Source organism: Scytonema hofmannii PCC 7110, assembly GCF_000346485.2.
Lineage (GTDB): Bacteria > Cyanobacteriota > Cyanobacteriia > Cyanobacteriales > Nostocaceae > Scytonema > Scytonema hofmannii.
The window spans coordinates 7150244-7163662 of the sequence record NZ_KQ976354.1 but is presented as its reverse complement, the minus strand read 5'-3'; the positions used below and the strand labels follow the sequence as shown (position 1 = coordinate 7163662).

The 13419-nt window shown below is 40.0% G+C and carries 11 protein-coding genes and 1 pseudogene; 3 read left to right on the top strand and 9 right to left on the bottom strand.

What is annotated here, in order from left to right; genetic code table 11:
• Positions 1-191: 191 nt before the first annotated feature.
• From WA1_RS29920 to WA1_RS29895, 7 genes and pseudogenes are all read right to left on the bottom strand, one after another.
• Entirely contained in the window at positions 192-866 is a 675-nt protein-coding gene (locus WA1_RS29920) for an ATP-binding cassette domain-containing protein (protein ID WP_017740644.1), read from the bottom strand.
• Between the two features lie 8 nt (positions 867-874).
• Complete coding sequence (locus tag WA1_RS29915) at positions 875-1549, bottom strand: amino acid ABC transporter permease (RefSeq protein WP_017740645.1); 675 nt, start codon at positions 1547-1549, stop codon at positions 875-877.
• 7 nt (positions 1550-1556) lie between these two features.
• Positions 1557-2420: a substrate-binding periplasmic protein gene (locus WA1_RS29910; protein WP_017740646.1), complete on the bottom strand. Its 864-nt coding sequence runs from the start codon at positions 2418-2420 to the stop codon at positions 1557-1559.
• Positions 2421-3209: 789 nt separating this feature from the next.
• Positions 3210-3635: an SLATT domain-containing protein gene (locus WA1_RS29905; RefSeq protein WP_017740647.1), complete on the bottom strand. Its 426-nt coding sequence runs from the start codon at positions 3633-3635 to the stop codon at positions 3210-3212.
• A gap of 115 nt (positions 3636-3750) precedes the next feature.
• Positions 3751-3917 (bottom strand): annotated as a pseudogene (locus WA1_RS60380) (argininosuccinate synthase); the annotation flags it as partial.
• A gap of 190 nt (positions 3918-4107) precedes the next feature.
• The gene (locus WA1_RS29900; RefSeq protein ID WP_017740648.1) at positions 4108-4812 is read right to left on the bottom strand and encodes an iron-containing redox enzyme family protein; all 705 of its coding nucleotides are present in this window, start codon (positions 4810-4812) and stop codon (positions 4108-4110) included.
• Positions 4813-5252: 440 nt separating this feature from the next.
• On the bottom strand, positions 5253-6296 hold the full coding sequence (locus tag WA1_RS29895; protein ID WP_066613059.1) for a substrate-binding periplasmic protein: 1044 nt from the start codon (positions 6294-6296) through the stop codon (positions 5253-5255).
• 1472 nt (positions 6297-7768) lie between these two features.
• Between WA1_RS29895 and WA1_RS57390 the strand changes: the two genes are divergently transcribed.
• Both WA1_RS57390 and WA1_RS29885 read left to right on the top strand, forming a co-directional pair.
• Positions 7769-7996: a hypothetical protein gene (locus tag WA1_RS57390; RefSeq protein WP_017740650.1), complete on the top strand. Its 228-nt coding sequence runs from the start codon at positions 7769-7771 to the stop codon at positions 7994-7996.
• A gap of 19 nt (positions 7997-8015) precedes the next feature.
• On the top strand, positions 8016-8285 hold the full coding sequence (locus WA1_RS29885) for a hypothetical protein (protein ID WP_272819255.1): 270 nt from the start codon (positions 8016-8018) through the stop codon (positions 8283-8285).
• A 479-nt stretch (positions 8286-8764) separates the two neighbouring features.
• Here WA1_RS29885 and acs read toward each other — a convergent pair whose 3' ends face one another.
• On the bottom strand, positions 8765-10735 hold the full coding sequence (acs, locus tag WA1_RS29880) for an acetate--CoA ligase (RefSeq protein WP_017740652.1): 1971 nt from the start codon (positions 10733-10735) through the stop codon (positions 8765-8767).
• 220 nt (positions 10736-10955) lie between these two features.
• Positions 10956-12158 carry an RNA-guided endonuclease InsQ/TnpB family protein gene (locus WA1_RS29875; RefSeq protein ID WP_017740653.1) on the bottom strand — a complete coding sequence of 401 codons (1203 nt, stop codon included), beginning with the start codon at positions 12156-12158 and terminating at the stop codon, positions 10956-10958.
• 19 nt (positions 12159-12177) lie between these two features.
• Here WA1_RS29875 and WA1_RS29870 point away from each other — a divergent pair, with 19 nt between their 5' ends.
• Complete coding sequence (locus tag WA1_RS29870; protein WP_017740654.1) at positions 12178-13419, top strand: P-loop NTPase fold protein; 1242 nt, start codon at positions 12178-12180, stop codon at positions 13417-13419.

Here is a 13419-nt window from a genome sequence, read left to right as displayed (position 1 = left end):
TTCACCAGTCATCTATCTGATTTTTATTGTAATAGCAATCCTAAATCAATCGAGAAAAATTAGATCCCCGACTTCTTTGATAAGTCGGGGATCTGGAACACTGAAAATTTTCACAAATCAAAGAAGATTGCTATCAGCGATCGCCACTTCCAGATCTATCTCCTTAATATTCAAAGACACTCGCTAATTCATTAAGTTTTTTTAAACTTCCATTGTATACCGTCAAAGAACAAAACATATGACCAATTGGCTAAAGACAGATGAGAATGTGTGATTAATATCACTGATGTGTTTTTTGAAATTTCTTCAACAATTGCTATAACCTTGTCAGCTGTTTCTGAATCCAAATTTGCGGTGATTTCATCTAATAAAAGAAGTTGAGGAGAATGCACAAGTGCGCGTGCAAGCGCAGCCCTTTGCCGTTGACCTCCTGATAGCTGGTTTGGATAATCATTGGCTTTGTGCTCAATACCTAGGAGAGCTAACTTTTCCTTTGCAACTTTATCTGCAATCTTCTTCCTTTTTCCATTACGAAGCCAGAGAGGAAGTGACACATTTTCAAGTATGGTCATATGAGACCAAAGATATAGCTGTTGAAATACCATGCCAATTTCTAAGCGATGCTTACCGAAATTGCGTTTTATAAACCCTGGCTTAGAAACCGTTTCTCCATTAAAAATGATTTGCCCTTGATTAACTTCTTCTAAGAATGCAATACATCGTAACAGAGTTGTCTTCCCACACCCGCTTGGTCCTTGAATCACCATACTTTCACCTTTTTCTAGAGAAAAAGAGACATGACTTAGAACCTGAGTGCGATTAAATTCTTTTCCTATATCTTTTACATTTAGAAATGAGTTTTCCATTGTAGAAGTTATATTTTTTCAATTCCGCCTAATCGTTTAACACGTTGTACTCGCCTTAGAAGAATATTAAGAGGAATTATAGTAATCATAAACATAATCGCCACAGCAGAATAAATTTCTAGTGGTCGATATGTTTGAGCAATAATCGAGTTTGCCGTGTGTAGAATTTCCGGAACAGCAATGACTGATGCCAATGTAGAAAACTTATAGGTTGTTATGTACTGTCCCATAAGAGGTGGCCAAGATTTACGGATAACCTGAGGGATAAGAATATAGCGAATTGCTTCAAGGCGAGTCATTCCCGTACAATAAGCTACCTCAATTTCGCCAATAGGTACTGAGTTAATTCCTCCTCGAATTATTTCAGCCACAAACGCGGAAAGACTTAAACTGAGACCAAGAATAGCACAACTTTGTCCCTCAATAACTAAGCCAGGAATTATCAGTGGCAAACTGTAATATAGCCATACAAGGAGTACAAGAGTTGGAACCGCAAGAAAAAGCTCAATTAAAAGTCTAGCCGACCATGAAATGAAATTGAAAGAAATAAGTGATAAAACTCCTAAAAGTACACCTATAATAGTTCCTAACGTAATACTTCCAATGCTAATCCAGGCTGTTGTTATAAAGGCAAAATAAAGTGGTAAAAGATTGTTCCAAACGACAGAGAAATTCCAGTCCATATGCAGATTACTTCTTACTAAATTCCCAAACTTTTTTAAGATGAAGCCAGTTAGCGCCAGCTTTTCGTTCCCATTCAAGAAGCTGTCCTTGATAATCGAATGCCTCTAAACTACTATTTAAAAAGTTAAGAAGTTCATCATCTCCTCGACGTACGGCCCATGAAACAGGAGTCAAATTATATGGAGATTCAGCAAATAAGTCTTTCACCCGCGTTGAGTTGGCTTTGACAAACTGAGATGTTACATAAGCGTCACCAAGTGCAATATCTGCTCGACCACTTATAACTGCTTGGAAGACAAGTGATTGATCCCCACCAGAATATCTAGTAATCTTTGCCTTTTGAAAATTTGCTCTTGCATATTCATCTCCCGCTTCACCTTGAGTCACTGCAACTACAACTCCAGATTGGTCTATACTCTGAAGATTTGTGAAACGGCGATCGTTAATCCGCACTACTGCACTATTACCCGCAAAAAAAAGAGGTCTAGTAAAATAGACAGACAACGCTCTTGGAACAGTTACAAAAGTAGGAACTATTGAAACATCAAAGCGATGAGAGTTAAGCCCAGCTGCAAAGTTTGCCCAATCTGTCTCAATAAACTCAAGCTTCCATTTATTCAAGCGAGCAATTTCTTTAATCGTTTCAACATGATGACCTCCTAACTCACCAGTAGTAGGGTTTTTCGTAGTTGTTGGAGGAAAAATTAGATATCCAACTTTTAACCTTCCAGTAGAGGATATTTCAGACAAAGTGGACTCATTGACTCGTGGAGAATTGCTAGTACACGAGCTAAGAAAAAATAAAATAGTAATAACCAGTGCAATACCCAATGTCAGTAAACGACGAAGCCCACTTTTGCTGTAACTCATGTTTAATTTGTTTTAAAAAACTATGAGATAAACTCTTATAGCAATCCTGTTTGATTTGAGGGAAAATACTGAGCCTCAGAAACACGCTATCCAGGAGATAAAGTGTTTCTTTATCTTGTAAATGATTGAGAATTTCCATATCCTCATCAAACCAATATGTGTCAATATTGTATCAACTCATAAATTTTTACTGTCATTACAGGACAGTGTATTACTGAATCTAAGAATACAGTATACCAGGTGAGGTCTGTAAATGTTATGACAAATTATGAGTATTAATATGTCTCCTCTCCGGAGCGTTTGAATCAGGAGCCTATAAGAAAGGAAACCGGCGAAACTGTAGCAATCCTAAATCATTAATAAGAAATTTCCGACTGCTTCGGTGAATATAATTCGCGACTATATAAACAAAATCCACCTACGTGAACTTTACTAGAATAACCTGCATAGACAGGTTTGGCCTATATAGCCTTATGTTAGTCAAGAATTCAAGGATAAATTTATTAATGTTTTAGAAGAAATTTGGTCACTAAGTATTGACTTAATTATTTTGAATTTATCTGAATCTGATGATTATTTTCGCTCTTACATGGAGTCACTAAAAATTGACCATATATATAGAGGCTAAAAATATTTATATTTATTGTATATCTGTCAATTTCACGAGTCAGTTTCTCAACAAGGAGAAATTAGCTTAATCAAAAAAACTTCTAGTAGATTTAATCGAGAATGTAACCAATTCTCTCCGTCTTCGAGAAAGCGTGAGTCCTACTCGTTCTTCAAGAACAATTAATACTTACTTGTTTTTACCAGTTCATTTCTCTCGTTAGTTAAAACTTTATACTCTTTCAACATTTCTTCTGGTGTCTTATAACAACCAATTTCTGCAACAAAAGCTTGAACTCGGGTGACATAATTGTTACAATCTCTTGCTGCCTTTCGCCTATCTTGTTCTCTCTGATTAGGATTCAAGAAAGCTAAAAGCCCTGTTAGGATAGCACTAAGCGCCGCTAAAAGGGCGATTTGGATTTTATACTCCGAGAAAGTCAGTACAGCACATAAGGCAGAGAAAATGGTTCCAGATACTCCAAGAATTAGATAAGTCTTACCCCAGTAGTCAGCGTACTTAGAATGTGATTGCTTTTCCTTCTCAAAGCGGAGAATATCGGATTCACATTGTTTCAATAGCTCGTTTTTAGAAGTTAATGATTGCATGTTAATAGTGCTCCTAATTTTGGCTAAAAAAATTTCTCAAAAAAACTGAACAATCAGTGAAGAGGGACAGGACAGTTGTTAGGAAATAGGAATTTTCATAGATAGCATTCGCTTAAATGGCCGGAAAAGCCTAACCTTTGGTAAAACTCTAACGTCCGCTACCAAAGATTCTCTTGCGCCCGACCTCAGCACGTTCTCTCTGACTTGATATAATTCATTACCCTGTCCCAAATCTGCGGCTAGAGCAATAACTTCTTCCACTCCCCGCTTATACTTGAGATAGGAACTTCACATGGAAGTACCAACTCCACTAGTTTCTTAACACCTTTCTAGTTGCAGTTAATTCTGGTTCATTTGCAAATAGTCCTGGCTGAAACATAATCTCAGTTGCAATAACCCTGATTTGAAAAATTCTTGATTGTTGGTTTGAGCATTTATAATTACAGACCATAACACATAGAAGCTATCATCGTCACCTTCGCTTTTCGGAAAGCTCTTCCAAAGTGTTTAGTAGCCCTAACCACATCATCCTTTGCATGCGAAAGACAAAATTTCTCCCATTATTAATAATTTCCTCGCCTTTTTCCTGTTTGCTTAACCAGGAGATAACATCTTCAAACATCTCAAAATGTTCTGCAACTGCATGAACTTGAAAAAAGTGAAGACCTCGTTTGTCAACACCAGATTTTTCAAGAACACGTAGCAAGAGCGCATAATCTGGTTTATCAAGAACTTCATAGACTGAAATAGCAGCGATCGCTTCCAAAAGAGGTGCATCTCTACAAAATTTCTCCCACGAAGCATTGAATTGATACGAGAATATAGAGTCTTGTAAAAACTCTTCTGAATCAATACCTACACAGGATAAAAAATCTCTATATAATTGGTTATGACTTGGTCCTTTTCTTCCACCTAATTCTTCTATTAAATTCCTTGCTAAACCTCTCCATAAAAACTCATTAATACCACATCGTTCTCCTAATATAAAATTCAAATGGCAAAAGTTATATCGCACGAAGTAGAAAGCTTCTGCAAATTGTTTTAAACCTTCTTCTTGCATTATTAATTTATAGAGATGATGCTCTACTTCTAATTCGCTTAAGATACTTTCCTCTTGAGCGATGATTGATTCAACTAGGCTGGATAATGCGATCTTTTCTAAAACATTACTATTCATTTGAGTGTGATTTTTCAAAATTTGTACAAGTCAAACCTACAAATATAGCGCTTCTCACTTGCATCTAATACAGTGCTTGTAGGACAGGCATCTTGCCCACTTAAAACGGGCGAGACGCCCGTTCCACAAGACAATCATTTAAATGTATTGTGGCCAACTATAAATCGCTATATTTTAGATGCATTAAAGCACATAACTATAGAACTTATAATAGAATTTATAAATCATAATCGATGATTTATGAAATCTTTATAGTACTGTAGATAGGGCTATGCTGAACAAAAGCCTCATATGGTGAGTATTATCCTCCCTACGATCAAATGTTCTATATAACTTCTTTGCTATCAAGATTTGTCTACCCTATTTTGACTTACAAAGATACTCCTATACCCGGACTATCTTTGTAATTTTTTGACAAAGCAGACCACCATATTATTGTGTCATTTAATCTGAATCTTTGGAAGAATTTCTATAGCAGAATTAACTGCCGTAGTCAATTTCTTTTCGTCTGGATGAAAGGCAAAGGCTGGAGCCGTCTTAATATTTTTCAATCTTTCGATCTTGATGACCTGTAAGTTGTTCTCATTGGAGATGTACTGACAGGTCAAACTATCAGACAAAAATACAGGAATAACATCGTTCGCTCTTCCTGCGGTTGCCAATAGGTGGCTAATAGCTTTTTTTCTGTCCTCAAATTCCTGATGTTGATATGAATCGCTAAGCACTGCAGCAGCCCAACTTCCTATCTCACCCCTTACATGAAGCAACTGAACGCGTCTATTAGGCAAGTCTTCAAGCATGGCAAAGTTTTCGCCCTGCACAGGAACAAGGACAGCAGAAAGACTGAAAGGTTCCTCTCTACATGACTGAGAGAATCGGTAGTCAAAAAAGCGCTCTGGTAGTGCAAGAAAGAAAGGTGCAATACCATGAACTCGTCGTTCTCGGATTGCCAAAGGCATTTCCTGCCAAGTCAAATATTCCCAAATTGTATTGATCCCCAATAATCGACCAATTTGCTCGGCGTATTTAATGGCTAAACCAGTTGGGGGAGAACCTGGTTTATCTGGAATCTGGGACCAAGTTGGAACCTCAGTATATCCAAGTGTCCATGATTGGTTTTTGGCTATTTCATGCCAGCTATAATCTGCGCCTTTGCCTTTGACAGCAGATCTATATCCTGCAGCTTCGAGCAGCTCATTCACGATTCCGTCAATTTCATCAGAGGCTGGAAAGGGATCGTGAGGTAACTTTTGGCGCGTTTGATCCAGCCGCCGTGCTAAAGAAACTGCTATGCGATTAACAATAGCTTTTCTCGGAACGCTATCGCCGCGTGCCCACCGATAAAACTGTGTTTCTCCAACCTGGATTTCATTCATCAACTCTTGGTTAGTCCATCCTGCTTCTTGTAGGTATTTTTCAACAACTTGAACGAACTCAGACTTAGGTGGAGTGCTTTTAGATTGATTGCGTGTTGAACGTGTCACAAAATTACCCACCTCCTCATTTATAGAATTTTTTAGTTCTTCACCTATAAGTGGTCACAAAAGGTAGGCGCACCTACCCAGAAATAACTCTGCCTTCCCTAAAGCACAGCGTACATTTGTACTCGCGTTCGGGTAACTCAGTTTTTTTGCATCAGAAGTAAGCACGTCAAGAGCATGATTGTCATGACATTATTTAAAGGTTGTCATGACAAACTTTAAATGACGGTTTTATACTATCAAAATTTTGCACTATTTAATAACAATCTACATAAAAGCACACCAATTTGGAACCGAGCGACTGACAAAGAGAAATATTCTCAAATTTTTTCATAATTAGCTAAACTCAACCAAATTACACTAAAACCTGGTATTCCTCGCTCCCAAAGCTAATTTCACCTTTAAAAATCTGCAAATCGTGACTGACGTTAAAAGCTTGACACTTGAAGCAAAAATGGATAATATACCTATAAAGTAAAAAAAGTATAGACTGTCCTAGAAAGACAGCATACGAAGCAACAGCAGGCAACTGCTTTATAACAATTCGGGTAAAGATGTCCGATGGGTATCTTGTAGATCGGTTTGTTTAAACTAAATAGCTTTTCCTCGCAGGTAATGTAAAGTTACAGCGATCGCTAAAAACTGTCTTTAAAGGACAAGTTTATATGAAAGCAAGAACTAAGACTTTACCAATCTGGTTGGGCATCAATCTCAAAAGTAGGGTACTCTAGCAAATTGCGATCGCTATCGCAGATTTTCGGTATCTGACTCTGTAAAAATCCTTGTAATACCTCATGTGAAGATGCATGGAATAGCTAGATGTAAAACCCTTGTTATCCAAGGATTTTAGACTTCAAGATTCTGTGCCAATTCACTAGTAATTTAGTATCACAAGGAAAGTATTACCTGAATTATTGACACAACAAAATAAAGCTGTGGATAGTTGTAAACAATAATCCACACAGTGTTTTAGCTAAGTATTGAGAAACACAATTTGAAATTGTGGTGAAAGACCCTGGTTTTGGGTCGTGGGGAGTTAGAGAGATTTTCGTTGGCACTCAGATGTGAAATAAATTTCACATTGAGCAGCACCAAACCCATGACAATGGGATAGAGCCTTTGGCTGAGATAGCCTTAGATAAAGAGCTTTTAGCCCTTTCGCGTTAGCGTGCGCCTCAGCGCATACTTTAGTTCAGGGCTAACTGAGCATAATTCAACAAACCCAGTAGAACCTAATTGATGCTAGCAACCAAATTGTTAGCAAGACTTATCTGACAAGTATAGAGGGCGAGGATAGCCGTTTTAGACATGACGTAGCTCGACTACATCAACGAGTTCTTAAAAAGGCTGAAACGACTTGTTTGGTTACTCATATATGACTTCAAATGTCAAAGCGATCGCACTACCCACCAATCACAGCTTAATTCAGCAATGCCCTCTCCAGAATTCAACTGAACTATTGTAGGTGTAAAACTGTGACAGAAAATGAGCCTAATCTTCTATTCAGAGTGATTTCTACGTCGCTCAAATATTTTTTGCTAGCACTAGCAAGTTTTGGAATCGTCTTTTTGGTGTCAATAACTTTTGGTGCAATTCATCTTATGAACCCACTGCTACCGTTATTAGGAGGTCTGATTGTGCGTGTGGGAGCTATTTTGCTGTCCTTATTAGCAATAACAATGATTCATGAATCCTTACGTTAGGGACATCATAAAGATTGGCATGAAACCCAGCCCAAATCAGCAAAACAATCCAGACCAACGTCAAGCCTTCTTGTCCAACCTAGCTGAGTTTTTTGAAAAAACTATTCAAGGTACGGGGTTTAGTCGTTCAAGTCTTGTTATCGAAACCGTGAGAAACAACGGTAGTACAAAAAAGTATGCACTCATTCATGAAGGAGTTCCCAGTCAACGTTATGTTCTCAACAAAGAGCAAATGCAAGATTTGATTGAGTTTTTAAAATCAGGAGGAACCCAAAACAATACCAATTAGACTCACTCATTTCTCATCCACAAACACTACACGGTTGAAAAAACTGGAGTTCTGGGGTCAAACCACAACTAAATACTCTTATCAACAAATCCTTCTAGCTAGGATAGTCGTGACTTCTACCAAGGCTAGTGCAAGTGGACACTCTACTTCACTAGCTTTTTCATTTTTCCATATATTTTTCAGTCAACATGAACCTGCATAACAACAGCCAAACGTCAAAAACATTGCAACTATCTTCAGTGCAATCACTGCGCTCTTTGCGTCTTTGCGGTTCATTTAAATAGGTAATCTTCGGGCGGAAAGGGAATAGTCAGAAGTAAGGCCAAAAAATCTGTCACAATTTCTTGTGGTACGGGCGTCCTCGCCCGTCTTTCATTTGTGGCGGGCTAGAAGCCCGCACCACAAGAAAATGCAGTAGTTTATTGACTCGAACACTGCTTTATCCGCGTCCATCAGCGTTCATCTGCGGTTCAAAATTCCTAAGCACCTTCCCGCAGCTTATCCAAAACACCCCTATCCTCCAAAGTAGAAGTGTCCCCAGAAACTTCTTGTCCTGCAGCCAAATTTCGCAGCAATCGCCGCATAATCTTACCAGAACGAGTTTTAGGCAAAGCATCGGTAAAGCGGATTTCTCCCGGACGTGCGATCGCACCAATTTCCCGAACAACATGTTGCTTGAGTTCCTTGCTCAAGTCATCCGTTGCTGTACTTCCTCCTTCTAGAGTCACAAAAGCAACAATCTCCTCTCCCTTAAGTTCATCCGGCTTACCCACGACTGCTGCTTCAGCAACCGCAGGATGGGAAACGAGAGCCGATTCAATTTCCATTGTACCGAGACGGTGACCAGCTACATTAATCACATCATCGACACGACCCATCACCCAGAAATATCCATCTTCATCGCGTCTTGCGCCATCGCCAGCAAAGTAGACAGATTGCCCATCTTGAGGGCGAACGTGTTCCCAGTAAGTGCGGCGGAAACGGTCTGGATCGCCATAGACTGTTCGCATCATACCAGGCCAAGGATGCCGGACAATCAAGTAGCCACCTTCATTATCACCCGCAGGGTTACCATCCAAATCCACAACATCAGCTAAGATTCCAGGGAAAGGACGAGTTGCAGAACCAGGTTTTGTAGGAATAGCACCAGGTAACGGTGTAATCATAATACCGCCCGTTTCCGTTTGCCACCAAGTATCAACAATTGGACAGCGTTCCCCACCAATCACTTTGTGATACCACATCCAAGCTTCTGGGTTAATTGGTTCGCCTACAGTTCCCAATAAGCGCAGAGAAGAAAGATTTCTTGCTTTCGGTAGCTGTTCGCCCATTTTGATAAAGGCACGAATTGCAGTAGGTGCGGTATAAAAGATATTCACCCCGTACTTTTCAATAACGTCCCACATACAGCCCGGATTGGAAGCACGGGGCGCACCTTCATACATAAGAGTTGTTGCACCGTTGGACAAAGGACCGTAGACGATGTAACTGTGTCCTGTAATCCAACCTACATCCGCAGTACACCAATATACATCGGTATCCTGCAAGTCAAAAATCCATTTCGTGGTCATGTGGGTGTATAAGTTATAACCCGCAGTTGTATGGACAACACCCTTCGGTTTACCCGTGCTACCGGAAGTGTAGAGAATGAACAGCATGTCTTCACTGTCCATAGGTTCAGCCTGACAATCAGCAGATACACCTTTTTGTAACTCATGCCACCAGTGGTCTCGTCCCGATTCCATATGGATTTCCTGGTTGGTACGCTGCACAACCAAGACATTTTCCACCGAAGGAACAGCCCCATCAGCCAAAGCTTTATCTACCTGATCCTTGAGAGCAACGATCGCATCCTTGCGCCAACCACCATCAGCCGTGATGACAAGTTTTGCTTGGGCATCCACAAGGCGATCGCGCAATGCTTCTGCACTAAAACCACCAAAAATAACGCTATGGGGTGCGCCAATTCTAGCACAAGCCAGCATTGCTATTGCTGCTTCAGGAATCATTGGCATATAAACGCCAACCCTATCTCCTTTTTTCACACCCAACTGCTTCAGCACATTTGCAAACTGGCAAACTTCCCGATGTAATTGGGCATAAGTGAGAGTGCGGGAATCACCTGGTTCCCCCTCCCAAATAATCGCAGCTTTATTTTTGCGCCAAGTTGTCAAGTGTCTGTCAATACAGTTGTAAGAAATATTAATTTTTCCCCCAACAAACCACTTAGCAAAAGGTGGTTGCCAGTCTAGCACCGTGTCCCACTTTTGGAACCAGTGCAACTCCTGTTCAGCCAATTCTGCCCAGAATGCTTGAGGATCTGCCTTAGCCTTATCGTAGAGGCGCTGGTAGTCTTCAAGACTTTTGATGTGAGCGTTTTGAGAAAATTCCTGACTGGGATGGAATAAACGCTTTTCTTGAAGGATGGATTCTATGGTGATTTGGGACATGATGGTTTCTGTTATTGGCGTTCCAACTGAAAACTATTGTGTACGTAAAATTACCAGAAGTGTGGTTGATTTTCGTTAAGATGTATGGAAATTAACAGAGTAGGGACTTGGTATGCTATATCTCTACTTTACAAAAAAGGATTTTGTTTTTTGAATTTGGGGTGCGATGACTAATCATGACTGCATCTTGAGTTCTCCCCCGGTTGAAACACGGGGGATTCTACATGGATGTTTCTCCGTGGGCTAAAGCCACACTCCGTAACGTATTACGAAATGAATTCTTTAGACTTTGGAACAAATCATACCGATGTGGCAGACTCAAAACTGCTCTACCCACCTTAACTAGAACAAGTCCTAGCTGTGTGGCTACTTTCTTTGCAATGTTGGCGGCTCCGTTGCAATCAGCATTGATTAAAAAACCTTTTTTGGTTTTGTAAAGACCACGTTCAATTCTTTCACCTGAAGGCTTCCATCCGTTGGGTTTCTCACCAAAAGTAGGTAGGAAATCATCATCCAGAAAAGACGCTTTCGACGTATAAGATTCCTCAGTAATTGTTAAAACAATTCCATATTCAGGACAAAGTTGTTTAAGACGTTCAATAAGTCTACCAGTCGGAATTGGTACAAAATTTTGGTTACTACGCTTGCCCATATCGGAACCATTCTTCTGTCCCTCGTTCCAACCAATAATAAGATTGCCAATGCCATCAGCGAGGCATCGATTAATAATGAATCTTGCTGCTTTATTGATGGCATCTCTCATCTGGTTATTGCGTTTAAGTTGGACTCTATCAAGATTAGAATCCCAGTAAAACTCCGATTTCCCTTGTTTATATTTAGCAACAAGACGGCAATAGCCCTGATTCATTGATTTCAATTTGCGACCATCAATGATTAAGCTTTGTCCCAGTGTTGAAACACCTGTTAACCAATTCGTTCCACCATGGTCAAAACTCCAAGCTTGCGTGTAATCAAGATTGGGATTAATTTCAACAACCTGTTTACCATCATCGATTACCCAATCAATCCACAACTGACCGTAACAAGGACGCACTGTCACTTCCTTAACCCAATCTGAATCAATGAATTCTGGTAATGGTAAAGCAATTTCAGTTAGCAGATGTGGCTTAGTTTCTCTACTAATTGATGGATAAAAACAACCATCTTTATAGGTCAGTGCTTGTCGTGGGAACGTAACTGCCGCAAGTCCACCACTTTTTCTATATTGTGGTAATGATGGTTTATCAACCTCTCCCTTGTAATATGCATTAACTAATCCGTTGTAACTAGTAATTGACTCTCCTACAGTTTTCAATGTTTGCTGTGCAGCCTGTGCAGCCAAAGCCTTGTAATGTGGATTGTCCTTAAGAATTTTATCTAGTTCGGGATAAGTTGTAAAACATTGATTTTTTGACAGTTGCAACCCCAGCAGAACTCTAGTCTTGGCAAATCCTCAAGATAGACAGTACTATGTAGACTTTGCTTCTGTGCGTGGTTCTAAAGTAATTGAAGCACTTGGGCGAACAATTACACGCCTTTCACCAGATAAACCAACATGCCAATTATTTACCGGTCATATTGGTTGTGGCAAATCGACAGAGTTGCGAAAATTGGAAGCAGAGTTACAACAGCAAGGTTTTCATGTGGTATATTTTGAGTCTACACAAGACCTAGACATGGCTGATGTAGATGTTACAGATATATTACTTGCAATCGCTAGGTCAGTGAGTGAAAGTTTAGAAGCAGTGGGAATTAAACTCAGACCGGGATATTTTGCGAAACTATTAGGTGAAATTCATGAATTTTTACAAACTCCCAAAGAACTTGCGGGGGAGTTATCTGTAGGTATTGCTAAAATTAGCGCTAAAACAAAAGATAGTCCTCTTTTGCGAAGTCAGTTGAGGCAATATCTGGAACCTCGCACTAATAATATTTTGGAATCTCTGAATGAAGAATTCTTAACTCGTGCTAACCAGGAACTTAAAGATAAGGGTAAGAAAGGGTTGGTGGTGATTGTGGACAATTTGGATCGAGTCGATCCCAGGGCGAAAAACCGAGAGCGATCGCAACCAGAACACTTGTTTGTCGATCGCGGCGAAGAGTTACGCAAACTGAAGTGCCATGTTGTTTACACAATACCTCTGGCTTTGGTATTCTCTAATGAATATGAGACGATGAAAAATCGTTTGGGCGGTGGAGTGGGTCCCAAGATACTACCGATAGTTCCCGTGCAGTTACGTGATGGAAGTCCATGCTCTGAAGGTATGGCGCTGTTGCAACAGATAGTATTAGCGAGAGCTTTTCCCACAGTTAACTCCGAACTGAGGTTGGGTTTGATTGCAGAAGTTTTCGATACTCCAGATACATTAGTCAGGCTTTGCGAAATCAGTGGGGGTCACGTGCGAAATTTATTGGGACTGCTCTACAGTTGTCTTCAGTCAGAAGATCCCCCTTTGTCGCAGGAATGTCTGGAAAATGCTATCCGCGAATACCGCGAAACCTTAGTGCTATCTATTACAAAATACGAGTGGGAATTACTGCGTCAAGTCGTTCAGCAGCAAAGTGTGAGTGGTGAAGATGATTACCAAACTTTATTAAGAAGTTTGTTTGTCTTTGAATATCAGGACAAACAGGGACGCTGGTTTGGTATTAATCCCGTATTAGCAGAAGCCAAGCAATTATAG

Bases quoted from the DNA above. Each gene is read 5' to 3' on its own strand.
- WA1_RS29920 (WP_017740644.1), bottom strand. From the start codon at position 866: ATGGAAAACTCATTTCTAAATGTAAAAGATATAGGAAAAGAATTTAAT.
- WA1_RS29885 (WP_272819255.1), top strand. From the start codon at position 8,016: ATGAAACCCAGCCCAAATCAGCAAAACAATCCAGACCAACGTCAAGCC.
- WA1_RS29905 (WP_017740647.1), bottom strand. From the start codon at position 3,635: ATGCAATCATTAACTTCTAAAAACGAGCTATTGAAACAATGTGAATCC.
- acs (WP_017740652.1), bottom strand. From the start codon at position 10,735: ATGTCCCAAATCACCATAGAATCCATCCTTCAAGAAAAGCGTTTATTC.
- WA1_RS29900 (WP_017740648.1), bottom strand. From the start codon at position 4,812: ATGAATAGTAATGTTTTAGAAAAGATCGCATTATCCAGCCTAGTTGAA.
- WA1_RS29915 (WP_017740645.1), bottom strand. From the start codon at position 1,549: ATGGACTGGAATTTCTCTGTCGTTTGGAACAATCTTTTACCACTTTAT.
- WA1_RS29910 (WP_017740646.1), bottom strand. From the start codon at position 2,420: ATGAGTTACAGCAAAAGTGGGCTTCGTCGTTTACTGACATTGGGTATT.